Origin of the sequence: Streptomyces bungoensis, assembly GCF_001514215.1 — a bacterium.
GTDB classification, from domain to species: domain Bacteria; phylum Actinomycetota; class Actinomycetes; order Streptomycetales; family Streptomycetaceae; genus Streptomyces; species Streptomyces bungoensis.
Window position 1 is genome coordinate 116,234 of sequence record NZ_KQ948865.1, and the last position, 22,354, is coordinate 138,587.

Genomic DNA, 22,354 nt, shown 5'->3' on the forward strand with positions numbered 1-22,354 from the left:
CCCGATGACTACGGACACGACGACGAAGTCCCCGGAGGCGGCCGCGGTGCCGCCTCCGGGCGCCGCGCCCCAGAAGAAGCGGGTCACGCAGGGCCACCGGCGCCTGCTGACCCGCCGCGACCGGATCACCCTCGCCGCCATGGCGGGCGTGCCCACCCTCCTGCACGTGGCCCTGGTCTGGGTCACGGCCATCGCCTCCATCCTCCTGGCCTTCACCACCTGGGACGGCATCGGGTTCGACTCGATCAAGTGGGTCGGCCTCGACAACTTCCACCAGCTCTTCAGCGACAACCCGCAGTTCTGGCCGGCGGTCCAGCACAACGTCATCTGGTTCGTGGTGCTGATCCTGATCCCCACGCCGTTCGGCCTGTTCCTCGCCGTCCAGCTGGACAAGAAGATCCGCTTCACCCGGCTCTACCAGACCGCCTTCTTCCTGCCCGTCGTCATCTCGATGGCGTGCATCGGCTTCGTCTGGCAGCTGGTGTACAACCCCGACACCGGCCTGATCAACAGCATCATCGGCGCCAACAAGCCCGGCCACTACATCGACTGGATCGGCGACCCCAAGCTCAACCTGTGGGCGGTCCTCATCGCCGCGTCCTGGCGCCACGCCGGCTACATGATGATCCTGTACCTGGCCGGCCTGAAGAGCGTCGACCCCTCCCTGCGCGAGGCGTCCGCGCTGGACGGCGCGAACGAGTGGCAGACGTTCAAGAACGTCATCTTCCCCACCCTGCGCCCGACCAACACGGTCGTCCTGGTGGTCACCATCATCGAGGCGCTGCGCGCCTTCGACCTGGTGTTCGTCTTCAACAAGGGCGCCCAGGGCACCGAGTTGCTCTCGATCCTGGTGACCAACAACATCATCGGCGAGTCCAGCCGCATCGGTTACGGCTCGGCCATCGCCGTCGTCCTCCTGGTGATCTCCCTCGCGGTGATCATCCCCTATCTGATCGCCACCTTCCGGAAGGAGCGGCGCGCATGAGCAGCACCACCGTCGCGGCGCCGCTGAAGAAGCGCACCCCCGTCCGCCCCGGGCGGGTCCTGCTGCACGTCTTCCTCGCGGGCACGGCCCTGGCCTGGCTGGCGCCCCTGCTGTGGGCGATCTTCTCGGCCCTGCGCCCGTACAGCGAGACCAGCGCCAAGGGCTACGTCTCCTGGCCGGACAAGCTCAGCTTCGACAACTTCACGAACGCCTTCGAGCAGTCGGACATGCTGCACTACTTCGGCAACACGCTGCTCATCGCGGTGCCGGCCGTGCTGCTGACGCTGTTCCTGTCCTCGTGCGTGGCGTTCTACGTCAGCCGGTTCGACTTCCGGGTCAACCTGGCCCTGCTGCTGGTCTTCACCGCCGGCAACCTGCTGCCGCAGCAGGTCATCATCACCCCGCTGTACCGGCTGTACCTGCTGACGAACCTGCCGGGCATCACCGCCAGCGGCAAGCTGTACGACTCCGCGCTCGGCCTCGTCCTGATCCACGTGGCGTTCCAGTCCGGGTTCTGCGCGTTCGTGCTCAGCAACTACATGCGCTCCCTGCCGCACGAGCTGACCGAGGCCGCCCTCGTGGACGGCGCCTCGGTGTGGCGGCTGTACTGGCAGATCACGCTGCCGCTGTGCAGGCCGGCGATGGCGGCCCTGGCGACGTTGCTGTCGATCTGGATCTACAACGACTTCTTCTGGGCGCTGGTGCTGATCTCCACCGGTGAGAACATGCCGATCACCTCGGCGCTGAACAACCTCTCCGGCCAGTACTTCACCGACCCGAACCTGGTCGCCGCAGGGGCGCTGCTCACCGCGATACCGACGCTGATCGTGTACTTCGCCCTGCAGCGCCAGTTCGTCAGCGGTCTCACGCTCGGCTCGGCCAAGGGCTGACGCGTCCCCACCTGAAAGAGAAACACCGTGAAGCGCACCCTGTCCGTCCCCGGCCTCGCCTACGGCGGCGACTACAACCCCGAGCAGTGGCCCGAGGAGGTGTGGGCCGAGGACATGCGCCTGATGCGCGAGGCCGGGGTGAACCTGGTCAGCGTCGGCATCTTCTCCTGGGCGCTGCTGGAGCCGTCCGAGGGCGTGTACGACTTCTCGCGCCTGGACAAGGTCCTGGACCTGCTGCACGACAACGGCATCGCCGCCGACCTGGCCACGCCCACGGCGGCACCGCCGGCCTGGTTCTTCCGGGCGCACCCCGAGGCGCTGCCGACCGACCGGGACGGCCGCACGCTGTCCTACGGCAGCCGGCAGACCTTCTGCCCGTCCTCCCCCGCCTACCGGGAGGCCGCCCTGCGCATCGCGCGGGCGGTCGCCGAGCGGTACGCGGACCACCCGGCCGTCGTCATGTGGCACGTGCACAACGAGTACGGCTGCCACAACGCGGCCTGCTACTGCGACACCAGCGCGGCCGCCTTCCGCCGCTGGCTGCGGGCGCGGTACGGCGACGACCCGGCCGCCCTGAACGACGCCTGGGGCACCACCTTCTGGTCGCAGTGGTACTACGACTGGGAGGAGGTCCTGCCGCCGCGCGCCACCGGCGCCGTACCCAACCCGACGCACCAGCTGGACTGGCGCCGTTTCTGCTCCGACGAACTGCTGTCCCTGTGCACGGCGGAGCGGGACGTGCTGCGGGCCGCGGCCCCCTCGGTGCCGGCCACCACCAACTTCATGGTGATGGCGAACTTCGAGGCGCTGGACTACTGGCGCTGGGCACCGGAGCTGGACGTCGTGTCCAACGACCACTACCTGATGTCCACCGACCCCGAGTCCGAGATCGACATCGCGCTGAGCGGTGACGTGGTGCGCTCGCTCGCCGGCGGCCCCTGGCTGCTGATGGAGCACTCCACCGGCGCGGTGAACTGGCAGCCCGTGAACCGGGCGAAGGGTCCGGGCGAGCTGCGCCGCAACGCGCTGGCGCACGTGGCGCGCGGGGCGGACGGGGTCGCGTACTTCCAGTGGCGGGCGGCGAAGGCGGGTGCCGAGCAGTGGCACTCGGCGATGCTGCCGCACGCCGGGACGGACAGCCGGATCTGGCAGGACGTGGTGCGCCTGGGCGCCGATCTGAAGGCGCTGGCCGAGGTCCGCGGCAGCACCGGCACCGCCGAGGTCGCCGTGGTCTGGGACTGGGACGCCCGCTGGGCCCTGGAGCTGCCGTCCCAGCCGAGCGGGGAGCTGCGCTTCCTGGAGCTGGTCCGGTCCTGGTACGAGCCGCTGTGGCGCTCGGGTGTCGCCGTGGACTTCGTCCGGCCGGACGCGGACCTGTCGGCGTACCGGCTGGTCCTCGCGCCCAGCCTCTACCTGGTGGACGACGCGGGCGCGGCGAACCTCGCCGCGTTCGCCGAGGGCGGCGGCACACTCGCCGTGGGCTTCCACAGCGGGGCCGTGGACGAGAACTGCCACGTCCGCCTCGGCGGCTACCCGGGCGCGTTCCGGGACGTGCTGGGCGTGCGCTCCGACGAGCCGTTCCCGTTGCTGCCCGGCGCGCCGGTCGGCCTGAGCGGTGCGGTGCCCGAGGGCGCGACCGGCACGCTGTGGTCGGAGCGGCTGCGGCTGGAGGGCGCCGAGGCGGTCGCGTCGTACGCCGACGGCCCCCTGGCAGGTGTCCCCGCGGTGACCCGGCACGGGTACGGCGCCGGTGCCGCCTGGTACCTGGCGACGCTGCCCGACCCGGACACCCTGGCCGCCGTGCTGGACCGCGTGCGCTCCGAGGCGGGGGTGGAGCCGGTGCGCTCCGCTCCGGCCGGGGTGGAGGTGGTCCGCCGGCGCGGCCCCGAGGCGGACTACCTGTTCGTCATCGACCACACCGGCCGGGGTGCGTCGGTGCCGGTCGCGGCGGACGCCACGGAGCTGCTCACCGGCAAGGAGACGCCCGGCTCGGTGACGGTGGCGCCCGGTGACGTGGCGGTGGTGCGGGAGCCGCGCGGTCGGTGAGCCGCGCAGGGCGGGACCGCCGGCGGCGGGTGGCGGGGGCGGTCGCCCCGGCCACCCGCCGCCGCACGTATGACGCGTTTCAGGCCCTCACGCAGCAGTTCTTGCGCCGGGAAGCCGCCCCTGCGAGACAAGAAGCGGTGATTTGTCGACATGCCGGTGCATGTCCGACCATGGGAGCGTCCCGGCGATCCTGGGAACACCAGTTCGATGAGAGGCACACCCACCCATGCACGTCACCGGAACCGCCCCCACGTCGGATCCGGCTCCCCCGGCCACCGCCGGGGTCCCCGCAGCAGCAAGCCCCCACGACACCCCCGGACGGCACGCGCGCCGCTTCGGGCTGCCCGTCGCCACCGCGCTGGTCATGGGCAACATCATCGGCGGGGGCATCTTCCTGCTCCCCGCCTCCGTGGCCCCCTACGGCACGGTCGGCCTGGTCGCCTTCGGCGTCCTGACCGTCGGCGCCGTCGCCCTCGCGCTCGTCTTCGGCCGGCTCGCCGAGCGCGACCCGCGCACCGGCGGCCCGTACGTCTACGCCCGCGAGGCCTTCGGCGACTTCGCCGGGTTCCTCGCCGCCTGGGCGTACTGGATCACCACCTGGGTGTCGAACGCCGCGCTCGCCGTCGCCGCCGTCGGCTACCTCGACGTCCTGATCCCGGTGACCGGCCACCGCTGGACCGCCTGTCTCGCCGCCCTGACGCTGCAGTGGCTGCCCGCGCTGGCCAACTTCGCGGGCACCCGGTACGTGGGCGCCGTGCAGCTGGTGTCGACGGTGCTGAAGTTCGTGCCGCTGCTGCTCGTCGCCGCCGGCGGGCTGTTCTTCTTCGATCCGGCGAAGCTGGGGCCGTTCAACGCCACCGGGGGCAGCGCGGTCGGCGCGGTGTCCGCCGCCGCCGCCCTGCTGCTCTTCTCCTACCTCGGCGTGGAGTCCGCCGCCGTCAGCGCCGGCGAGGTGAGGGACCCCCGCCGCACCGTCGGCCGCGCCACCGTCCTCGGCACCGCCGGCGCCGCGCTCGTGTACCTGCTGGGCACGCTGTCCGTGTTCGGCACGGTCGCGCACGACCGCCTGGTGAAGTCCACCGCGCCGTTCTCCGACGCCGTGAACGCCATGTTCGGCGGCGCCTGGGGCGGCTGGGCCGTCGCCCTCGCCGCGCTCGTGTCGATGACCGGCTGCCTCAACGGCTGGACGCTGCTGAGCGCCCAGACGCCGTACGCGGCGGCCCGCGACGGCCTGTTCCCGGCGGCCTTCGCCCGGCGCCGCCGCGGCGTCCCCACGGTGGGCGTCGGCGTCACGGTCGTCCTCGCCTCGCTGCTCACCGTCTACAACTACGCCGCGGGCTCGCCGAAGGTCTTCGACATGCTCGTCCTCATCACGACGTTCACCGCCACGGTGCCGTACCTGCTGGCCACCGCCGCGCAGCTGTTCCACCTCGTCTCCGGCCGCGAGCCGGTGAACCGGGCGCGGCTGGTGCGGGACGCGGTGGTGGCGTCCGTCGCGGCCGCCTTCTCCCTGTGGCTCGTCGCCGGCGCCGGCTACGCGGCGGTGTACCAGGGCGTGCTGTTCCTGTTCGCGGGGGTGGTCGTGTACGCGGTGCTGGCGGCGCGGCAGCGGCGCGCCGCCGTACGGCCGTGACGCCTCAGGACGCCGTACCGGGCGGCACCACCAGCACCGGACAGGGCGCGTGGTCGACGCAGTGCCGGGCCGTCGAGCCGAGCAGCATCCCCGTGAAGGCGCCGTGCCCGCGGCTGCCGACGACCAGCAGGTCCGCACCGCGTGCGGCGGCGAGGAGGACCTGGGCCGGGTGGCCCTCCTCGACGCGGGCGTCCACGGACGGCCGCGGCGCCGGGCCGAGCACCCGGCCGATCGCGGCGTCGAGTGCCGCGCGGGCCCTGTCCTGGTAGCCCGCCCCCGAGTAGTCGGGCGGGTAGCCGTACATCACCGGCAGCCGCCACGCCGTGACCACGCGCAGGCCGGCGCCGGTCAGGCCGGCCTGCCGGGCCGCCCAGCGCAGCGCGTCCTCGCTCGCCGCGGACCCGTCCACGCCGACCACGATCACCTGCCTGCCACCGGACGCCATCACGTACCTCCCGGACGTTCCCTCCATGGTCCCGCGGAAGGCGCCGGTACCGACTGCGCGAGCCGTCGTCCGGAGTCATGCTGAACGAAGGACAGGGAACGCCGGCAGGGAACGAGGTGGGCCACGATGAAGGCGCATGAAGGTGACGTGCTGCGGTTCACCGGCAGAACCGTGGGATCCCCCGAGCACCATGCCACCGTCGTGCAGGTGCTCGGCGAGGACGGCGAGGCGCCCTACCGGGTGCGCTACGAGGACGGTCACGAGACGGAGATCTTCCCCGGCCCGGGATGCGTCATCGAGACCCACCCGGCGCACGCCGCCCCGTACGGGCAGCCGCGCCGGGAGGGGCGGTGACCGGACTCGCCGGACGAGGTGCGGGGCGGAGCGCGTCGCCGTCCGCCGCGGTCCGCCCCGCCGCGCCGCGGAAGGAGGCCGGACCGTGTTCTTCGTGGACCGCCACGAGGCCGGCCGGCGGCTGGCGGGCCGCCTGAAGCACCTCAGGGGCGCCGACCTCGTGGTGCTCGGGCTGCCGCGCGGAGGGGTCCCGGTCGCCGCGGAGGTCGCCCGGGCACTGGGCGCGCCGCTGGACGTGTGCCTGGTGCGGAAGCTGGGGGTGCCGTTCCAGCCGGAGCTCGCCATGGGGGCGGTCGGCGAGGGCGGCGTCCGCGTGATCAACGACGAGGTGGTGCGCGCCGCGGGCATCACCGCGCGGGAGCTGGCCGAGGCCGAGGCACGCGAGGAGGCGGTGGTGGAGAGCCGCGCCCGGCACTACCGCGGCGGGCGGCCACCGGTCGGGCTCGAGGGCCGCACGGTCCTGGTGGTCGACGACGGAGTGGCCACGGGGGCGACGGCGCGCACCGCCTGCCGGATCGCCCGTGCCCGCGGCGCCGCCCGGATCGTGCTCGCGGTCCCCGTGGCCCCGCACGACTGGGCCGAGCGGCTCGGGGAGGACGCCGACGGCCTGGTCTGCCTGCACGCGCCACGGCACTTCTCCGCGGTCGGGCGGTTCTACCCGGCCGGCTCCTCCCCGATCGACGACGACGAGGTGGTCGCCTGTCTGGAGGAGGCGGTCGTCCACCCGGTGAGCACGCGCCGGGCTCCGTCGGGTCACACCCTCCCCGTGGGCCGGGAGGTGGACGTCCCGGCCGGTGCCGCACTGCTGCACGGGCGGCTGACGGTCCCCGACCGCGCGTTCGGGGTCGTGGTGTTCACGCCCGGCGGCAGCGGCCGGGACAGCCCGCGCGACCGGTACGTCGCGGAGGGGCTGAACCGGGCCGGGTTCGTCACCCTGCTGCTCGATCCGCTGACCGAGGAGGAAGAGGCGGACCGGGCGGGCGCCTTCGACACGGCCGGACCGGCCCGGCGGCTCGCGGACGCCACCGGCCGGCTCCGCGACGAGCCCGGGTGCCGGGGGCTCGCCGTCGGCTACTTCGGCACCGGCACCGGCGCGGCCGCCGCGCTGCGGGCCGCCGCGGAACCGGACGCCCGGATCGCCGCGGTCGTCTGCCGCGGCGGCAGGCCGGACCTGGCCGGGCCGCGGCTGCCGGCGGTGGCGGCGCCCACGCTGCTGATCGCCGGGGGCCACGACCGGCAGGCCCTCGGCCACCACCGCGAGGCCCTGGCCCGGCTGCGCTGCGAGCACGCGCTGGCGATCGTCCCCGGCGCCACCCACCTCTTCGAGGAACCCGGTGCCCTGCGGAAGGTCACCGACCTGGCCCGCGACTGGTTCTTCGACCACATGCCGGCTCCGGCCGTCCCCGCCACCGCGGCGCACCCGGCGCACCGCCGCCGGCGCCACACGGTGTGAGGCCGCCGGCCTCATCCCCGGACGACGGCGACGGGACAGGACGCGTGGTGCAGCAGGGCCTGGCTGACCGAGCCGAGCAGCAGCCCCGTGAAGCCCCCGCGGCCGCGGGCCCCGGAGACGACCAGTTGCGCGTCGCCGCTGGCCTCGAGCAGGGCCGGGCGGACCCGGGAGCGCACCAGGCGCCGCTCCACGGCGACCCCGGGACAGCGCCGCTGCCAGGGATCCAGCGTCTCGTCCAGCACGCGCTGCTCCTCCCCGCGCAGGCGCCCGACGTCCACGATCACGTCCAGCGCGGTCGGCGGGCCCTCGTGCGCCGGCTCGCCCCAGGTGTTCCAGACGAGCAGTGCGACCAGGCCCGCACCGCGCATCGACGCCTCGGCGAAGGCGAATCCGACGGCCGGCCCGCCGGCCGGTGAGCCGTCGACCGCCAGCAGCACGGGACCGCTCGGGTTCTCCCGGCCGCGTACCACCAGCACCGGGCAGCGGCCGTGCGCGGCCAGCTGCACGGCGGTGGAGCCGAGCAGGAGGCTGCCGAACCCCCCCAGTCCGCGGCTGCCGACCACGACGAGCGAGGCGGTGTGCGACTCGATCTCCAGCACGGCCGGCGGCTCGCCGACGGTCACCTCGCGGGTGACGTCCACGTGCGGCGCGACGTCCCGCGCCCGCTGCTCGGCCCGGTCCAGGGTGCCGTCGACCAGCTCGCGCACCCCCGCCTGGGCCGGACTCCACGGGGGCCCGCCGCCCGGCAGGCGGATCGAGGGCGCCCCGAAGGCGTGCACCATCCTCAGTCCCACGCGGCGCAGCCCGGCCTCGCGCGCGGCGACCTCGACCGCGGCCAGGCTCGACGGCGATCCGTCCACTCCCACGACGACCGGGTCGCTCATGACACCCCCGTTGGCGGTGCGGCGGGCTCTCCCTTCGAGGATCCCCCCGGTCCCCGCCCCGCCGCACGCGGAGCAGCCGCCCGCGGCGCACGGTTGCGCACAACGATCGAGAGGCCGTGCCGGATTTCTCCGACACGGCCTCTGACCTGCGTCTTCGCAAGTCGGGACGACAGGATTTGAACCTGCGACCCCTTGACCCCCAGTCAAGTGCGCTACCAAGCTGCGCCACGTCCCGATGCGCTCGCTCGCGGTGATCCGCGTGATCGCGCGAACAGCACTTTACCCCACGCGCGGGGGTGCGCCGAAGAGGGACCGGGGCGGGACGGGGACAATCGGTCGTATGGGCGGTCGCAGGGGAAACACAGACGCGCCGGCGGACGGCCGGGACCGGGACGAGCGGGGGCGGGCGCGCAACGCCCGGCCCCGGGACGGGCTGGGCCGGCCGCTGCCGTACGGCTCGGCCGGGGTCGACCGGCAGCCCGAGGGGGTGGTGCGCAACCCGCGGGAGACGGTCGCCGAGGCGCAGGCGCTGCTGGACACAGGCCGGCCCTTCCACGCGCACGAGGTGTTCGAGGACGCCTGGAAGTCGGGTCCCGAGGAGGAGCGCACGCTGTGGCGGGGGCTGGCCCAGCTGGCGGTGGGCCTCACGCACGCGGCCCGCGGCAACGCCACGGGCGGGGCGCGGCTCCTGCGCCGCGGCGCGGGCGCGGTCGAGGCGTGGGAGACCGGGCAGGGCGAGGACCGGCCGTACGGGCTGGATCTCGCCGGTGTCGCCGCCTGGGCCCGGGAGCTGGCCGGGCGGGTGGAGGCGGGCGCGGCGCCCGTGGACGCGGGGGCGGAGGCGCCTCGGCTGACGGCGGGCGGGGCGCGGTAGCCCGGGCGGTGGCGTGACGCTCCGCGGCGTACGGCAGACTCGGGGCCGTGCGAAGGATTCATGTGATCGGTATCGGCGCGGGCGACCCGGACCAGCTGACCCTGCAGGCGGTCAAGGCGCTGCGGAGCACGGACGTGTTCTTCCTGCTCGACAAGGGCGAGGTGAAGGGCGATCTCACCCGGCTGCGCCGGGACATGCTGGACGCACATGTGCCCGAGGGGTCGTACCGGGTGGTGGAGGCGCGCGACCCGGAGCGGGACCGGACGGCGGGGGGGACCTCCTACGCGCCGGCCGTGGAGGACTGGCGTGCCGCGCGCGCCGGGATCTACGAGCGGCTGATCGCCGAGGAGCTGGGCGAGGAGGACACCGGGGCCTTCCTGGTGTGGGGGGATCCGTCGCTGTACGACAGCACGCTCGGGATCCTGCAGGAGGTGCTGGAGCGGGGCGCGGTGGAGTTCGCCTACGAGGTGGTGCCCGGCATCAGCAGCGTCTCCTCGCTGGTGGCCCGGCACCGCACGGGCCTGAACCGGGTGGCCCGGCCGGTGCAGATCACCACCGGGCGGCGGCTGGCCGAGGGCTTCCCGGAGGGGGTGGACGACGTCGTCGTGATGCTGGACGCGCACCAGGCCTTCCGGCGGTACGCCGACCAGGACATCGACATCTACTGGGGCGCGTACCTGGGCACCCCGGACGAGATCCTCGTCTCCGGCCCGCTCGCGGAGGCCGCTCCGCGCATCGAGCGGCTGCGGGCCGAGGCCCGGGAGCGCAAGGGCTGGATCATGGACACCTATCTGCTGCGCAGGGACCCGAAGGGCGGCGCCTGACCGGAGGCGCCCAGCCCGAGCCGGTCCAGGACGGCCGGCACGTCGGGCACCGCCGTCACCCCGTCCGGCAGGGCGGGGCGGCGCACCACCACCACGGGCAACCCGAGCTCCCGCGCGGCCGTCAGTTTGGCGGCCGTGGCCGCGCCGCCGCTGTCCTTGGTCACCAGGACGTCGATGCGGTGGGCGCGCAGCAGGTCCGTCTCGCCGGCGACGGTGAACGGGCCGCGGGCGAGGAGGACGTCGGTGTCCGGCGGGAGGGGCGGCTCGGGCGGCTCCACCGAGCGGACGAGGAAGTGCAGGTCCGCCAGGTGGGCGAAGGCAGCGAGGCCGAGCCGGCCGGTGGTGAGGAAGACGCGGCGGCCGAGCCCGGGCAGGGCGGCGGCGGCCCCGTCCAGGGAGCCGGCGTCGTGCCAGCGGTCGCCGGGGACGGGACGCCAGCCGGGGCGGCGCAGGACGGTCGCCGGCACGCCGGTGGCGGCCGCCGCGCGGGCGGCGTTGGCCGTGATCGTCCCGGCGAAGGGGTGGGTGGCGTCCACGAGCGCGTCGACGTGGTGCGCGCGCAGCCAGTCGGCGAGGCCGTCCGCTCCGCCGAAGCCGCCGGTCCGGACGGCGCCGTCCAGGGCGGCGGGCCGGGTCACGCGGCCCGCGAGCGAGGTGGTGACGCGCAGGCCGGGGCGGCCGGCGAGCTCGGCGGCGAGACGGCGGGCCTCGGTGGTGCCGCCCAGGATCAGGACGTGCGCGGTCATGGGGTGAGCGTACGGGGCGGCACGCGGCGGCTGGGCCGGGGCCTGTGCGGCCGTTCCCGCCGTCCGCCCGCGGGGCGGGCGGGATGGCCGGACAGGCCCTAAGGTCCGGTTCATGGAAGCCGTGCGTGCCGTGCTCGTCGACATCGACGGTGTGCTCACCGTGTCCTGGAAGCCGCTGCCGGGTGCGGTGGCGGCGCTGCGGGCGATCCGCGCCGCGGGGCTCGGCGTGGCCCTGGTGACCAACACGACGTCCCGGACCCGGGCCTCGGTCGCCGCGGCGCTGTCGGAGGCGGGCTTCGAGGTGGGCGTGGACGACGTGCTCACCGCGCCCGCCGTGACGGCCGCCTACCTCGCCGAGCGCTTCCCGGGTGCCCGGTGCGCCCTCCTCAACAGCGGGGACGTCGCGGAGGACCTGGCCGGCGTCACGCTGGTGGACGACGATCCCGACGTGGTGGTGGTCGGCGGGGCCGGGCCCGAGTTCGGGTACGCGGCGCTGAACCGGGCCTTCGGGCAGCTGCGGCGGGGGGCGCGGCTGGTGGCCATGCACCGCAACCTGTACTGGCGGACCGACGCCGGGCTGCAGCTGGACTCGGGGGCCTTCCTGCTCGGGCTGGAGCGGGCCGCGCGGGTCGAGGCGGAGGTCACCGGCAAGCCGTCCCCGGCGTTCTTCGCGGCGGCGCTGGCCCGGCTCGGCGTGCGCGCGGACCAGGCGCTGATGGTGGGCGACGACGTCGAGTCGGACGTGCTCGCGGCGCAGCGGGCCGGGATCACGGGCGTTCTGGTGCGGACGGGCAAGTACCGGCCGGAGACCGAGGCGGGCGCGAGCGGCACCCCGGACCACGTCCGGGACTCCTTCGCCGACCTGCCGGCGCTGCTGGGCCTAGCGCAGTAGCAGCTGGACACCGCCGACGACCGTCGCGGCGATCACGAGCTGCTCGAAGAGTCGCTGGTTGATCCTGTCCACCGCCCACCTGCCGAGGAGCGCGCCGGGCAGGACGAACACCGCCAGCGCGGCGTCGAGGAGCAGCGAGCGGCCGTCGATCAGGCCGAGGCCGGCGCTGAACGGCACCTTGGACACGTTGACGATGAGGAAGAAGAACGCCGACGTGCCCAGGAAGCCGAGCTTGCGGAATCCGGCGGACAGCAGGTACATCGACATCACCGGCCCGCCGGCGTTCGCGACCATGGTGGTGAACCCGCCGAGCACGCCGTAGGAGCGGGCCTTCATCCGGCCGGCCCGGGTGGTGACGGCGTCCGGTTCCTCCCCCGCCTCGGCCCGGCGCCGCCGCCACACCGTGACACCGGCCATCAGCAGCAGGATCGCCCCGATCGAGGTCCGTACGGCCCCGTCGCCGGCCCACACCAGGAACAGCGTGCCGGCCACCACGCCGACCGCCACCGCCGGGAACAGCCGCCACAGCGTGGGCCAGTGGGCGTGCCGGCGGTAGGTGAGGACGGCGAGCACGTCGCCGGTGATAAGGAGGGGGAGCAGCACACCGGTGGAGGCGCGGGCGGGCAGCACCGCCGCGAAGACGGCGAGGCTGACCGTGTTGGCGCCGCTGACGGCGGTCTTGGAGAAGCCCACGAGCAGGGCCGCGGCGGCGAGGGCGGCGAACTCCCAGCCGGATATGTGCCAGAGCGTCATCGTGTTCATGCGGAGGCCGATGCTATGCACACGCATCGGCGGGCATCAGCACCGTCTCACGGGCCGGTCCCCCGCTGCGGGCCCATGGCGCGCGCCTCGTCGCGGCGGATCCCGCGGTTCAGTGCCGCTCGACGAGGACCGCACTGCCCTGGCCGACCCCGACGCACATGGTCGCCAGTCCCCGTTCGGCGCGCGTGCGCCGCATGCGGTGCAGCAGGGTCGTCAGGATGCGGGCGCCGGAGCAGCCGAGGGGGTGGCCGAGGGCGATGGCGCCGCCGCTCGGGTTCACCAGGTCCGGGTCGATGCCCAGCTGGTCGACACAGGCCAGGGCCTGCGCGGCGAACGCCTCGTTGAACTCGGCCTCCTGCAGGTCGCCGACCTCCCAGCCGGCCCGGGCGAGCACCTTGCGGGTGGCCGGGACCGGGCCGATGCCCATCACGTCGGGGTGGACGCCCGCCGAGGCGCCGGCGACGTACCGGCCGAGGGACTCCAGGCCCAGCTCGTTCAGCGCCTCCTCGCTGACGAGCAGGAGCCCGGCGGCGCCGTCGTTCAGCGGGGAGGCATTGCCCGCGGTGACGGTGCCGTCCGCGCGGAACACCGGCCTGAGCCGGGACAGTTTCTCCAGCGAGGTGTCCTCGCGGACGCACTCGTCCTGCTCGACCACGATGCCGTCCGGGCGCTCGACGGGGAGGAGTTCGTCGTCGAAGTGGCCGTTCTTGCGGGCGGCGGCGGCCAGTTGGTGGCTGCGCAGCGCGAACGCGTCCTGGCGCTCGCGCGTGATGCCGTACCGCTCGGCGACCTCCTCGGCGGTCTCGCCCATGGACAGCAGGCCGTGCAGTTCCTTCATGGCCGGGTTGACCAGGCGCCAGCCGAGCCGGGTGTCGTGCGTCTCGATGCGGTGGGGCAGCGCCTCGTCGGGGCGGGGCAGGACGAAGGGGGCGCGGCTCATGGACTCGGAGCCGCCCGCGATCACGATGTCGGCCTCGCCCGCGGCGATGGTGCGGGCGGCCGTGGTGACCGCTTCGAGGCCGGAGGCGCACAGCCGGTTGACGGTGGCGCCGGGTACGGACTCGGGCAGGCCGGCCAGCAGCGCGGCCATGCGGGCGACGTTGCGGTTGTCCTCTCCGGCCTGGTTGGCCGCGCCCCAGTAGACGTCGTCGATCCGGGCCGGGTCGAGGGCGGGCACCTCGGCCACCAGGTGGCGGATCACCCGCGCCGCGAGATCGTCGGGCCGTACGCTGGACAGGGCTCCGCGGAGCTTGCCGATGGGGGTGCGGCGGGCGGCCGCGAAGTGGACGGGACGCACGGCTGGTGGACTCCTGATCGACGACGCTGTGGACCAGCACGAATCGGGTGGTGTTCCGCGACAGGCCTTAATTAGCACTGCTAGTTTTGCACTATAGACCGCCGGGCGCCCCGCTGGGAAGATCCCCCGGCACCGACACCGAGCAGCCGGAGGAGCCATGACGGGGTCCCGCGAGCACGTGCTGGACGGCAGAACCGTACGCGAGTGGCCGCACCCCGGCCCGCGCTGCGTGGTCCTCGTGGTCCACGGCTACGGCGAGCACGCGGGCCGGTACGCGGAACTGGCCGGCGTCCTCACCGCGTACGGGGCCGCCGTCTACGGGCCCGACCACGTCGGGCACGGGAGGTCGGCCGGTGAGCGGGTGCTGATCGAGGACTTCGAGGACGTGGTCGCCGACGTCCACCGGACGGCCGAGCTCGCCCGTGCCGCGCACCCGGGCCTGCCCCTCGTCCTCGTGGGCCACTCCATGGGCGGCCTGATCGCCGCCCGCTACGCCCAGCGCCACCGCGACGAGCTGAGCGCGCTGGTCCTGTCGGGGCCGGTGATCGGCGTCTGGGAGCTGCCCGGCCGGCTGCTCGCGCTCGACGAGATCCCCGACACCCCGATCAGCCCCTCCGCGCTCTCCCGGGACCCGGCCGTGGGCGCCGCGTACGCCGCCGATCCACTGGTGTGGCACGGGCCGATGAAGCGGCCGACGCTCGAGGCGTTCGTCCGGACCCTGGACGCGGTCGCCGAGGGCGGTGACGTCGGCGACCTGCCGGTGCTGTGGCTGCACGGGGACGACGACCGGCTGGTGCCGCTGCCCGGGAGCCGGATCGGGGTGGAGCGGCTCAGCGGGGGCCGGCTCACCGAGCGGATCTTCCCCGGGGCGCGGCACGAGGTGTTCAACGAGACGTGCAAGGCAGAGGTGTTCGCCGAGGTGACCGGCTTCCTGGACCGGACGCTGCCGCGCTGACCAGGCCGGTTTCACCCTCCCGGGCAGGGGCACCCACCTTTCGGACACGTGAGGGGACGTATCAAGGCGTAGCGATACGAAGCGATACGAAAGGCGGTAGCGCCATGGCCGACGCACTCGAACTCGACGCGCTGTGGGAGGACTTCCACCGCGCGGTGAACATGACCTCCGCGGAACTCGCCGCCTGGCTCAAGGTCCGGGACGCCGGGGAGGAGACCGAGCCGCTGCCGGAGCGGGCGGGCACGCCCACCGGGCAGCACGTCCTCGCCGTCCTCCGGAAGCGGCGCACGGACCTCACCGAGGACGACGTCCGGGTGATGCACAAGGTCGTCGACACGGTCGGGGACCTCGCGGACCCGGAGAACGAGCCCGAGCCGGAGTCGACGCCGGAGGACACCCGCCGCCGGCACCGGCTGATGACGCTGGGCCACGACCCGCTCAAGCCCTAGCAGGGCCGGCACGGTCATGAACCGCGACGAACGGGTCGTGCACGAGCTGGTGTCCGGGTACGGGCGGACGTACGCCGAGGAGGCCGGCATCCGCCTGACGGACTCCCCGCAGCCGCTGTACCGGCTGCTGGTGCTGTCGTTGCTGCTCAGCGCCCGGATCCGGGCCTCGGTCGCGGTGGCCGCGGCCCGCGCCCTGCACGAGGACCGCCTGGACAGCCCGCGCCGGATGGCCGGCGCCGGATGGCAGCGGCGGGTGGACGCGCTGGGCCGGGGCGGCTACCGGCGCTACGACGAGCGGACGGCCATCCAGCTCGGCGACGGCGCCGAGCTGCTCGACGAACGCTGGGGCGGGGACCTGCGCCGGCTGCACCGGGAGGCCGGCGGCGACACCGGCGAACTGCGCCGCCTGCTGCAGGAGGAGCCGGGCATCGGTCCGGCCGGTGCCGACATCTTCCTGCGCGAGGCGCAGCGGGTGTGGCCGGATGTCGCCCCGTACCTCGACGGCAAGGCGCTCGCCGGCGCCGGGCGGCTCGGGCTGCCGGAGGACCCTGAGCGGCTGGCCCGGCTCGCCTCCGGCACCGAACCGGCCGTCCTGGCGGCCGCGCTGGTGCGGGCCGCGCTGGACAAGCAGGTGGCCGAAGACTGTCTCCGCCGCGCGGCATGATCGTGTCAGACTGCTGACACGCCCCGGGCCGACCGCCGGGGCCCGCCGAGCGGAGGAGCAGCACGTGACGGGGACCGGGCCGGACGACCGGCGGATCGACACCACGCGGCCGCATCCGGCCCGGGTCTACGACTGGTTCCTCGGCGGCAAGGACAACTACCCCGTGGACGAAGAGCTCGGGCGGCGGATCACGGCCATCGACGCAGGTGCCCCGAAGGCCGCCCGCGCCAACCGGGCCTTCATGCGGCGGGCCGTCCGGACCCTGGCCGAGGAGACGGGGATCCGCCAGTTCCTGGACATCGGCACCGGCATACCGACCGAGCCCAACCTGCACCAGATCGTCCAGTCCGTCGCGCCGGACGCGCGCGTGGTGTACGTCGACAACGACCCGATCGTGCTGGCCCACGCGAACGCGCTGCTGCGCGGCACCCCGGAGGGCGTGACCGAGTACGTGCAGGCCGACGCCCGCGATCCGCTGGCCATCCTCCGCCGGGCCGCCGAGGTGCTGGATCTCGACCGCCCGGTCGCCCTCTCGCTCATCGCCCTGCTGCACTTCATCGCCGACGAGGACGGCGCCCACGACCTGGTGGCCGGCCTGCTCGACGCGCTCGCGCCCGGCAGCTGCCTGGTCCTGTCGACCATGACCGCCGACTTCGAACCGGAGAACGTCCGCCGGGGCATCGCGGCCTACGCGGCGGGCGGGGTGACCCTGGTGGCCCGCTCGCACGCCGAGGTGGGCGGCTTCTTCAAGGGGCTCGAGCTGCTGGACCCCGGCATCGTCCCGGTGGGCGACTGGCGCCCGGACACCGCGCCCGAGGGGCCGGTGTCGCTGTACGGCGCGGTGGGGCGCAAGCCGGGCCCCAGCTGACGGCGGGACGTTCCGGTCAGGCCCTGCTAGAGGCCGAGGACGCGCGCGATGGTCCGCAGCACGCCGTTGTCGTTGTTGGACGGGGCCTGGTGGCGGGCCCGGCGCAGGACCTCGGGGTGGGCGTTGGCCATGGCGAAGGACCAGTCGGCGGCGTCCAGCATCTCCAGGTCGTTGAGGTAGTCGCCGAACACCATGGTCTCGGCGGGGGTGATGCCGAGCTCGCGCTGGAGGCCGCGCAGGGCGGTGCCCTTGTTGGCGGTGCGGTTCATGACGTCGACCCAGTGCTCGCCGGAGACCACGACCTGGTGCGTGGCGGCCACGGCGGCGAGCGCCGGGGCGGTGGTGTGCTCGGCGGAGCCGAAGTCGAACAGCGCCACCTTGATCACCTCGTCCTCGACGGCCGTGACGTCCGGGACGACGCGGTGCTCGACGTAGTACCGCCGCACCTCGGCCAGGAACGCCTCGTCGGTCCGCTCGACGTACGCCGCCCGCTTCCCGCAGACGACGGCGCCCACGTCGGCGCCGCCCGCGACGAGCCGCCGCACCGTCCGGGCGACGTCCGCCGCGACGGACCGCTCCATCGGGTCGGAGTGCAGCTCCACGCCGTCGCGGACCACGTAGGTGCCGTTCTCCGCGATGAACGCCATACCCTCGCCGCCGTCCGCGAACTGCCGGGCCAGCGTGGCGTACTGGCGGCCGCTGGCGGGGCTGAACAGCACGCCGCGGCGGCGGAGTTCGGCGAGCGTCGGCCACAGCCCGTCGGGCACGCGCTTGGCGTCGTCCAGCAGCGTGCCGTCCATGTCGGTGACGACGAGCCGGATGCCGGCGGCGCCGGCGGGCGGGGTGGGGGCCTGGAGGAGGGACGCGGGCGTGGCGGGCATGTCCTGCTTTCCGGTCGGGGCGGGGCGGGACCTCCAGTGTCCCCCACGCGGCGGAGCGCGCCGGAGGGTGCCCCGGGGGTCACGCTGCGCCGTTTCCCGGGACAGCGCGATCAAGGAGCGGCACAATGACGGCGGGCAATCGCACAGGGAGAAGGGCGGCGACGTGAGCGAGGGGCATTCCCCGACGGCCGGATCGGCGAGGCTGAACACCTCGGTGGCGCACAACGCGCGGGTCTGGAACTACTGGATCGGCGGCAAGGACAACTACGAGGTCGACCAGCGGGTCGGTGAGCACGTCGCCGGGATGTTCCCGGTGATCCGGGCGGTGGCCCGCGCGGACCGGGACTTCCTCGGGCGGGCGGTGCGCTTCCTGGCCGGCGAGCGCGGCATACGCCAGTTCCTGGACGTGGGCACGGGCCTGCCGACGGTGGACAACACGCACGAGATCGCCCAGCGGATCGCGCCCGACTCGCGGATCGTGTACGTCGACAACGACCCGATCGTGCTGGTGCACGCCCGGTCGCTGCTCACCAGCTCCGCCGAGGGCGTCACCGACTACATCGACGCCGACGTGCACGACCCGGAGGCCATCGTCCGGCGCGCCGGCGACACCCTCGACCTTCAGCGGCCGGTCGCGGTGATGATGCTGGGCATCCTGAACTTCGTCCTGGACACCGGCGAGGCCCGGGAGATCGTGCGGCGCGTCATGGCGGCGGTCCCGTCGGGCAGCCACCTGGTGCTCACCCACCCGACCTACGACGCCGAGGTGGGCGGCGAGGGCAACGCCGCCGCGATGGAGTTCTGGAACGCCAACGCCACCCCGCCGATCACCGCCCGTTCCCACGCGGACATCGCCTCGTTCCTCGACGGCCTGGAGCTGGTCGAGCCGGGTCTGGTGCCCTGTTCGCAGTGGCGCGCCGGGTCCGACGCCGCCGCGGTGCCGCAGTACGGAGCGGTGGCCGTGAAACCCTGACCCGACCGTCCCCGGCCGCGACCCACGCGGGGGCCGAGCCCGTCGAGGAGGACGTATGACCACGCTTGCCGACCCCGTGCCGGGCGGGCGCCCCGGGGACCTGAAGCGGGTCGCCGGGATCGCCGCCGACCTGGCCGCGCGGGGCGTGCACGGGATCGTCCTCGGTTACGTGGACACGGCCGGCGTCGGCCGGGTCAAGACGGTCCCGACGGCGCGGCTGGAGTCGGCCGTGCGCTGGGGGGTGGGCATGTCGCCGGTCTTCGACACCTTCCTCGCCCACGACTCGATCGTCACCACCGACGTCCTCGGCTCCCCCGACGGCGACCTCAGGCTCTACCCCGACCTCGACCAGCTGACGGTCCTGGCCGGGCAGCCCGGCTGGGCCTGGGCGCCCGTGGACCGGATCACGCAGGAGGGCGCGCGGCACCCCGGATGCTCGCGGACCTTCCTGCGCCGGATCGTCCGGGACGCCGCCGAACGGCACGGTCTCACCTTCAAGGCGGCCGTGGAGATCGAATGGGCGGCCGGGCTCGGCTCGGCGCCCGGCGGGGAGTTCGTCCCGGCGGTGTCCGGCCCGGCGTACGGCGCGGCGCGGCAGGTGGAGCTGAGCGACTGCACCGCCGACCTGCTCGCGGCCCTCGCGGCGCAGGACGTGGACGTCGAGCAGGTCCATCCCGAGTACGCGGCCGGGCAGTTCGAGGTGTCGGTGGGCGCGCTGGACCCGGTGGCGGCGGCCGACCGCAGCGTGCTGGTGCGCCAGACGGTGCGGGCGGTGGCCGGGCGCCACGGCCTGCGGGTGTCCTTCGCACCCGCCGTGCTCGCCGAGGGCGTGGGCAACGGCGGTCACCTGCACCTGTCCTGCTGGCGCGGCGGGGTGAACCTGCACGCCGGCGGCGAGGGCCGGTACGGCATGACGGCCGGCGCGGAGGCGTTCGCGGCCGGGGTGCTCGCCCGTCTGCCCGCGCTGACGGCGGTGACCGCGCCGAGCCCGGTCAGCTACCTGCGGCTGAAGCCCTCCCAGTGGGCGGGGGTGTTCACCGCCTGGGGCCGGGAGACCCGCGAGGCCGCGCTGCGGGTGGTCACCGGCACGGCGGGGCATGAGGAGCAGCAGGCCAACCTGGAGGTCAAGCCGGTCGACCTGGCCGCGAACCCCTACCTCGCCCTCGGCTGCGTCATCGCCGCGGGGCTCGACGGGATGACCGCCTCCCTGTCGCTGCCGGAGGAGATCACCGGCGACCCGGCCCGGTACGGCCCGGACGAGGCGGCCGCGCTCGGTGTGCGGCGGCTGCCGCGGTCGCTGCCGGAGGCGGTCGAGGAGTTCCGGGCCGACCAGGTGCTGCGGGCCGCGCTGGGCCCGGTCCTGGCGGACGCGGTGACCGCCGTCCGGCTCGGGGAGGCGGCCGCCGCCGACGGCCTGGACGACGACCGGCTGGCCGCGGCCTACCGCTGGACGTACTGACGGTGCCCGCCTCCGGACCGGTCCACGAGACCCTCGCCGCGCTGCCGCTGGTGGACCACCACTGCCACGGCGCCGTGACGGCCGACCTCTCCCCCGGCGCGTTCGCCTCCCTGATCACCGAGGGCGAGGCCTGGCCCGGCGTGTCGCCGTTCGACAGCCCGGCCGGCGTGGCCGTGCGCCGGCACTGCGCGCCCCTGCTGGACCTGCCCCGGCACGCGGCCCCCGACGACTACCTCGCCCGCCGGGCGGAGCTCGGCTGGCAGGAGGTCAACCGGCGTTTCCTCAGGGCCGCCGGGGCCGAGGCGTTCTGCGTGGACACCGGCTACGCCCCGCACCCCGTCACCTCCCCGGCCGCCCTGGCCGAGGCCGCCGGCGCCGCCGCCCACGAGGTCGTCCGGCTGGAGCAGGTCGCGGAGGCGGTCGCGGCCCGGGGCGTGGAGGCGGGCGAGTACGCGGCGGTGTTCCGGGCGGCCGCCGAGGAGGCCGTACGGCGGCCGGGCGTGGTGGCGGTGAAGTCGGTGGCGGCCTACCGCACCGGCTTCGGCCTGGACCCGGCACGCCCCGCGGACGGCGAGGTCACCGGGGCCGCCCGGCGCTGGCTCGGGCAGGGCGGCCGGCTGGCCGATCCGGTGCTGGTCCGGCACCTGCTGTGGACGGCCGTCGACCTGGGGCTGCCGCTGCAGCTGCACGCCGGGTTCGGCGACGCCGACCTGCGGCTGCACCACGCCGACCCGGCCCTGCTCACCGACTGGCTGCGCCGCACGGCCGGGACGGTCCCGGTACTGCTGCTGCACTGCTGGCCCTACCACCGGCAGGCCGCCTACCTGGCGGCGGTGTTCGAGCAGGTGTACCTGGACGTCGGCCTCGCCCTGCACTACACCGGTCCGGCCCGCTGCCGCGCGGTGCTGGAGGAGGCGCTGGAGATCACGCCGTTCCGCAAACTGCTGTACAGCTCCGACGCCTACGGTGTCGCCGAGTTCCACCACCTGGGCGCCCTGTGCTTCCGGCAGGGCCTCGCCGGCCTGCTGCAGGACCGGGTGGACGCCGACGAGCTGAGCCTGCCCGACGCCCTGCGCATCGCGGCCTGGACGGGCGGCGACAACGCCCGCCGGCTGTACGGGCTTCCCGGCGGACCTCCCGGCCGGCTTCCCGACCGACTTCCCGCGAACGAACCGGCCCGCGACCTCGGCGGGCGCCCCACCCGGAAAGTATGATCAAGCAATGTCTGACATGACCGATACCACGCCCGGCTGGCTCACCACGGACGAGCTGGAAATGGCCAGGGCCCGGATGCCGATCCTGTACGTCGAGGCCGTGCCCGTGCGCGTGGACGACAGCGGTGAGGTCACCAGCATCGGGCTGCTGCTGCGCATCGGCCCGGACGGCACGGTCAGCCGGACGCTGGTCTCCGGGCGCGTGCTGCACCACGAGCGGGTCCGCGACGCCCTGCTGCGCCACCTGGAGAAGGACCTCGGCCCGGTCGCGCTGCCCCGGGTGCCGGCCTCGCTGCAGCCGTTCACGGTCGCGGAGTACTTCCCGACGGCCGGGATCACGCCCTACCACGACCCGCGCCAGCACGCGGTGTCCCTCGCCTACGTCGTCCCGGTCGCCGGCGACTGCCGGCCGCGGCAGGACGCGCTGGACCTGGTGTGGTTCAGCCCGCAGGAGGCCGCGTCGCCGGCCCTGCAGAGCGAGATGCCCGGCGGTCACGGTGTGCTGCTGAAGCAGGCCCTCGCGCACGTGGGCGTCGTCTTCTGACCGTCGCGTTCCGGCGGCCGTGTTCCGGTGCCGGTGCGGGGCTGAGCGGCCCCGCACCGTCCGGCTCGGCGGAACCGGGCGCGGGTGCGAGAATCGGAGGCGACGCACCCGACGAGGTCCCGGCGGGGAACCCACCCGGGGACCCGGTGGCGCCGTACCGCGTGGCGGCCGTGGCCGTTCGCGCGTGACCGCTCGCGCCGGCCGGGCCACGCCGGGATCCCGCGCCGACCGGGGTCGTGTCAGGAGGCCGGAATGCACCGCT

General features: G+C 74.6%; 23 protein-coding genes and 1 tRNA gene. 17 read left to right on the forward strand and 7 right to left on the reverse strand.

Features of this window, described 5'->3' with window-relative positions; translation table 11 throughout:
* The first annotated feature begins 4 nt into the window (after nucleotides 1-4).
* The 4 genes from AQJ66_RS25995 (at nucleotide 5) to AQJ66_RS26010 (ending at nucleotide 5,554) form a co-directional block, all read left to right on the forward strand.
* Nucleotides 5-985, forward strand: coding sequence for a carbohydrate ABC transporter permease (locus AQJ66_RS25995; protein ID WP_061926853.1), 981 nt, complete (start codon nucleotides 5-7; stop codon nucleotides 983-985).
* Nucleotides 982-1,875 carry a carbohydrate ABC transporter permease gene (locus AQJ66_RS26000; RefSeq protein ID WP_061926855.1) on the forward strand — a complete coding sequence of 298 codons (894 nt, stop codon included), beginning with the start codon at nucleotides 982-984 and terminating at the stop codon, nucleotides 1,873-1,875. The genes AQJ66_RS25995 and AQJ66_RS26000 overlap by 4 nt, the downstream gene beginning before the upstream one ends.
* A gap of 27 nt (nucleotides 1,876-1,902) precedes the next feature.
* Nucleotides 1,903-3,921 carry a beta-galactosidase gene (locus tag AQJ66_RS26005; protein ID WP_061926857.1) on the forward strand — a complete coding sequence of 673 codons (2,019 nt, stop codon included), beginning with the start codon at nucleotides 1,903-1,905 and terminating at the stop codon, nucleotides 3,919-3,921.
* 226 nt (nucleotides 3,922-4,147) lie between these two features.
* Nucleotides 4,148-5,554, forward strand: coding sequence for an amino acid permease (locus AQJ66_RS26010; protein WP_061926859.1), 1,407 nt, complete (start codon nucleotides 4,148-4,150; stop codon nucleotides 5,552-5,554).
* Nucleotides 5,555-5,558: 4 nt separating this feature from the next.
* Here the strand turns inward: AQJ66_RS26010 and AQJ66_RS26015 are convergent, their stop codons facing one another.
* Nucleotides 5,559-5,999, reverse strand: coding sequence for a universal stress protein (locus AQJ66_RS26015; protein ID WP_061926861.1), 441 nt, complete (start codon nucleotides 5,997-5,999; stop codon nucleotides 5,559-5,561).
* A gap of 126 nt (nucleotides 6,000-6,125) precedes the next feature.
* On the opposite strand from AQJ66_RS26015, the gene AQJ66_RS26020 reads away from it, so the two are divergent.
* A complete protein-coding gene (locus tag AQJ66_RS26020; RefSeq protein ID WP_061926863.1) occupies nucleotides 6,126-6,353 on the forward strand; it encodes a DUF1918 domain-containing protein in 228 nt (75 codons plus the stop codon).
* A gap of 85 nt (nucleotides 6,354-6,438) precedes the next feature.
* Nucleotides 6,439-7,806 (forward strand): phosphoribosyltransferase family protein, encoded by a 1,368-nt coding sequence (locus AQJ66_RS26025; RefSeq protein ID WP_061926865.1) that lies wholly within the window; start codon nucleotides 6,439-6,441, stop codon nucleotides 7,804-7,806.
* A gap of 11 nt (nucleotides 7,807-7,817) precedes the next feature.
* On the opposite strand, the gene AQJ66_RS26030 is transcribed toward AQJ66_RS26025, so the two are convergent.
* Both AQJ66_RS26030 and AQJ66_RS26035 read right to left on the reverse strand, forming a co-directional pair.
* Entirely contained in the window at nucleotides 7,818-8,690 is an 873-nt protein-coding gene (locus AQJ66_RS26030) for a universal stress protein (RefSeq protein ID WP_061926867.1), read from the reverse strand.
* A gap of 161 nt (nucleotides 8,691-8,851) precedes the next feature.
* A tRNA-Pro gene (locus AQJ66_RS26035) sits at nucleotides 8,852-8,925 on the reverse strand.
* A gap of 105 nt (nucleotides 8,926-9,030) precedes the next feature.
* On the opposite strand from AQJ66_RS26035, the gene AQJ66_RS26040 reads away from it, so the two are divergent.
* Both AQJ66_RS26040 and cobF read left to right on the forward strand, forming a co-directional pair.
* On the forward strand, nucleotides 9,031-9,564 hold the full coding sequence (locus AQJ66_RS26040; RefSeq protein ID WP_061926869.1) for a DUF309 domain-containing protein: 534 nt from the start codon (nucleotides 9,031-9,033) through the stop codon (nucleotides 9,562-9,564).
* A gap of 47 nt (nucleotides 9,565-9,611) precedes the next feature.
* Entirely contained in the window at nucleotides 9,612-10,388 is a 777-nt protein-coding gene (gene cobF, locus AQJ66_RS26045; protein WP_061926871.1) for a precorrin-6A synthase (deacetylating), read from the forward strand.
* On the opposite strand, the gene AQJ66_RS26050 is transcribed toward cobF, so the two are convergent.
* The gene (locus tag AQJ66_RS26050; protein ID WP_061926873.1) at nucleotides 10,352-11,134 is read right to left on the reverse strand and encodes a cobalt-precorrin-6A reductase; all 783 of its coding nucleotides are present in this window, start codon (nucleotides 11,132-11,134) and stop codon (nucleotides 10,352-10,354) included. The genes cobF and AQJ66_RS26050 overlap by 37 nt on opposite strands.
* A gap of 112 nt (nucleotides 11,135-11,246) precedes the next feature.
* Between AQJ66_RS26050 and AQJ66_RS26055 the strand changes: the two genes are divergently transcribed.
* Nucleotides 11,247-12,026 (forward strand): TIGR01458 family HAD-type hydrolase, encoded by a 780-nt coding sequence (locus tag AQJ66_RS26055; RefSeq protein ID WP_061926875.1) that lies wholly within the window; start codon nucleotides 11,247-11,249, stop codon nucleotides 12,024-12,026.
* On the opposite strand, the gene AQJ66_RS26060 is transcribed toward AQJ66_RS26055, so the two are convergent.
* Both AQJ66_RS26060 and AQJ66_RS26065 read right to left on the reverse strand, forming a co-directional pair.
* Nucleotides 12,015-12,788: a sulfite exporter TauE/SafE family protein gene (locus tag AQJ66_RS26060; protein ID WP_061926877.1), complete on the reverse strand. Its 774-nt coding sequence runs from the start codon at nucleotides 12,786-12,788 to the stop codon at nucleotides 12,015-12,017. The genes AQJ66_RS26055 and AQJ66_RS26060 overlap by 12 nt on opposite strands.
* 109 nt (nucleotides 12,789-12,897) lie before the next feature.
* Entirely contained in the window at nucleotides 12,898-14,085 is a 1,188-nt protein-coding gene (locus AQJ66_RS26065) for a thiolase family protein (RefSeq protein WP_061926879.1), read from the reverse strand.
* A gap of 157 nt (nucleotides 14,086-14,242) precedes the next feature.
* On the opposite strand from AQJ66_RS26065, the gene AQJ66_RS26070 reads away from it, so the two are divergent.
* The 4 genes from AQJ66_RS26070 (at nucleotide 14,243) to AQJ66_RS26085 (ending at nucleotide 17,021) form a co-directional block, all read left to right on the forward strand.
* Nucleotides 14,243-15,040, forward strand: a complete 798-nt coding sequence (locus tag AQJ66_RS26070) for an alpha/beta hydrolase (protein WP_061926881.1) — start codon at nucleotides 14,243-14,245, stop codon at nucleotides 15,038-15,040.
* Nucleotides 15,041-15,144: 104 nt separating this feature from the next.
* Nucleotides 15,145-15,489, forward strand: coding sequence for a DUF3140 domain-containing protein (locus AQJ66_RS26075; RefSeq protein ID WP_061926883.1), 345 nt, complete (start codon nucleotides 15,145-15,147; stop codon nucleotides 15,487-15,489).
* A 16-nt stretch (nucleotides 15,490-15,505) separates the two neighbouring features.
* Nucleotides 15,506-16,153, forward strand: coding sequence for a hypothetical protein (locus AQJ66_RS26080; protein ID WP_061926885.1), 648 nt, complete (start codon nucleotides 15,506-15,508; stop codon nucleotides 16,151-16,153).
* A 64-nt stretch (nucleotides 16,154-16,217) separates the two neighbouring features.
* Nucleotides 16,218-17,021 (forward strand): SAM-dependent methyltransferase, encoded by an 804-nt coding sequence (locus AQJ66_RS26085; protein ID WP_061926887.1) that lies wholly within the window; start codon nucleotides 16,218-16,220, stop codon nucleotides 17,019-17,021.
* Between the two features lie 26 nt (nucleotides 17,022-17,047).
* On the opposite strand, the gene AQJ66_RS26090 is transcribed toward AQJ66_RS26085, so the two are convergent.
* A complete protein-coding gene (locus AQJ66_RS26090; RefSeq protein WP_061926890.1) occupies nucleotides 17,048-17,902 on the reverse strand; it encodes a Cof-type HAD-IIB family hydrolase in 855 nt (284 codons plus the stop codon).
* Nucleotides 17,903-18,065: 163 nt separating this feature from the next.
* On the opposite strand from AQJ66_RS26090, the gene AQJ66_RS26095 reads away from it, so the two are divergent.
* The 4 genes from AQJ66_RS26095 to AQJ66_RS26110 are packed head-to-tail and all read left to right on the forward strand — an operon-like array spanning nucleotide 18,066 to nucleotide 22,092.
* Nucleotides 18,066-18,875, forward strand: a complete 810-nt coding sequence (locus AQJ66_RS26095) for an SAM-dependent methyltransferase (protein WP_061926892.1) — start codon at nucleotides 18,066-18,068, stop codon at nucleotides 18,873-18,875.
* 55 nt (nucleotides 18,876-18,930) lie between these two features.
* A complete protein-coding gene (locus AQJ66_RS26100; protein WP_061926894.1) occupies nucleotides 18,931-20,334 on the forward strand; it encodes a type I glutamate--ammonia ligase in 1,404 nt (467 codons plus the stop codon).
* Nucleotides 20,335-20,336: 2 nt separating this feature from the next.
* The gene (locus tag AQJ66_RS26105) at nucleotides 20,337-21,548 is read left to right on the forward strand and encodes an amidohydrolase family protein (RefSeq protein ID WP_061926896.1); all 1,212 of its coding nucleotides are present in this window, start codon (nucleotides 20,337-20,339) and stop codon (nucleotides 21,546-21,548) included.
* 16 nt (nucleotides 21,549-21,564) lie between these two features.
* A complete protein-coding gene (locus tag AQJ66_RS26110) occupies nucleotides 21,565-22,092 on the forward strand; it encodes an NUDIX hydrolase family protein (protein ID WP_061926898.1) in 528 nt (175 codons plus the stop codon).
* Nucleotides 22,093-22,354: the final 262 nt, after the last annotated feature.

Excerpts from the sequence above, each read along its gene's own strand:
- AQJ66_RS25995 (WP_061926853.1), top strand. The coding sequence starts at position 5 with ATGACTACGGACACGACGACGAAGTCCCCGGAGGCGGCCGCGGTGCCG.
- AQJ66_RS26000 (WP_061926855.1), top strand. The coding sequence starts at position 982 with ATGAGCAGCACCACCGTCGCGGCGCCGCTGAAGAAGCGCACCCCCGTC.
- AQJ66_RS26010 (WP_061926859.1), top strand. The coding sequence starts at position 4,148 with ATGCACGTCACCGGAACCGCCCCCACGTCGGATCCGGCTCCCCCGGCC.
- AQJ66_RS26015 (WP_061926861.1), bottom strand. The coding sequence starts at position 5,999 with ATGGCGTCCGGTGGCAGGCAGGTGATCGTGGTCGGCGTGGACGGGTCC.
- AQJ66_RS26020 (WP_061926863.1), top strand. The coding sequence starts at position 6,126 with ATGAAGGCGCATGAAGGTGACGTGCTGCGGTTCACCGGCAGAACCGTG.
- AQJ66_RS26030 (WP_061926867.1), bottom strand. The coding sequence starts at position 8,690 with ATGAGCGACCCGGTCGTCGTGGGAGTGGACGGATCGCCGTCGAGCCTG.
- AQJ66_RS26040 (WP_061926869.1), top strand. The coding sequence starts at position 9,031 with ATGGGCGGTCGCAGGGGAAACACAGACGCGCCGGCGGACGGCCGGGAC.
- AQJ66_RS26050 (WP_061926873.1), bottom strand. The coding sequence starts at position 11,134 with ATGACCGCGCACGTCCTGATCCTGGGCGGCACCACCGAGGCCCGCCGT.
- AQJ66_RS26055 (WP_061926875.1), top strand. The coding sequence starts at position 11,247 with ATGGAAGCCGTGCGTGCCGTGCTCGTCGACATCGACGGTGTGCTCACC.
- AQJ66_RS26060 (WP_061926877.1), bottom strand. The coding sequence starts at position 12,788 with ATGAACACGATGACGCTCTGGCACATATCCGGCTGGGAGTTCGCCGCC.
- AQJ66_RS26070 (WP_061926881.1), top strand. The coding sequence starts at position 14,243 with ATGACGGGGTCCCGCGAGCACGTGCTGGACGGCAGAACCGTACGCGAG.
- AQJ66_RS26075 (WP_061926883.1), top strand. The coding sequence starts at position 15,145 with ATGGCCGACGCACTCGAACTCGACGCGCTGTGGGAGGACTTCCACCGC.
- AQJ66_RS26080 (WP_061926885.1), top strand. The coding sequence starts at position 15,506 with ATGAACCGCGACGAACGGGTCGTGCACGAGCTGGTGTCCGGGTACGGG.
- AQJ66_RS26090 (WP_061926890.1), bottom strand. The coding sequence starts at position 17,902 with ATGCCCGCCACGCCCGCGTCCCTCCTCCAGGCCCCCACCCCGCCCGCC.
- AQJ66_RS26100 (WP_061926894.1), top strand. The coding sequence starts at position 18,931 with ATGACCACGCTTGCCGACCCCGTGCCGGGCGGGCGCCCCGGGGACCTG.
- AQJ66_RS26110 (WP_061926898.1), top strand. The coding sequence starts at position 21,565 with ATGACCGATACCACGCCCGGCTGGCTCACCACGGACGAGCTGGAAATG.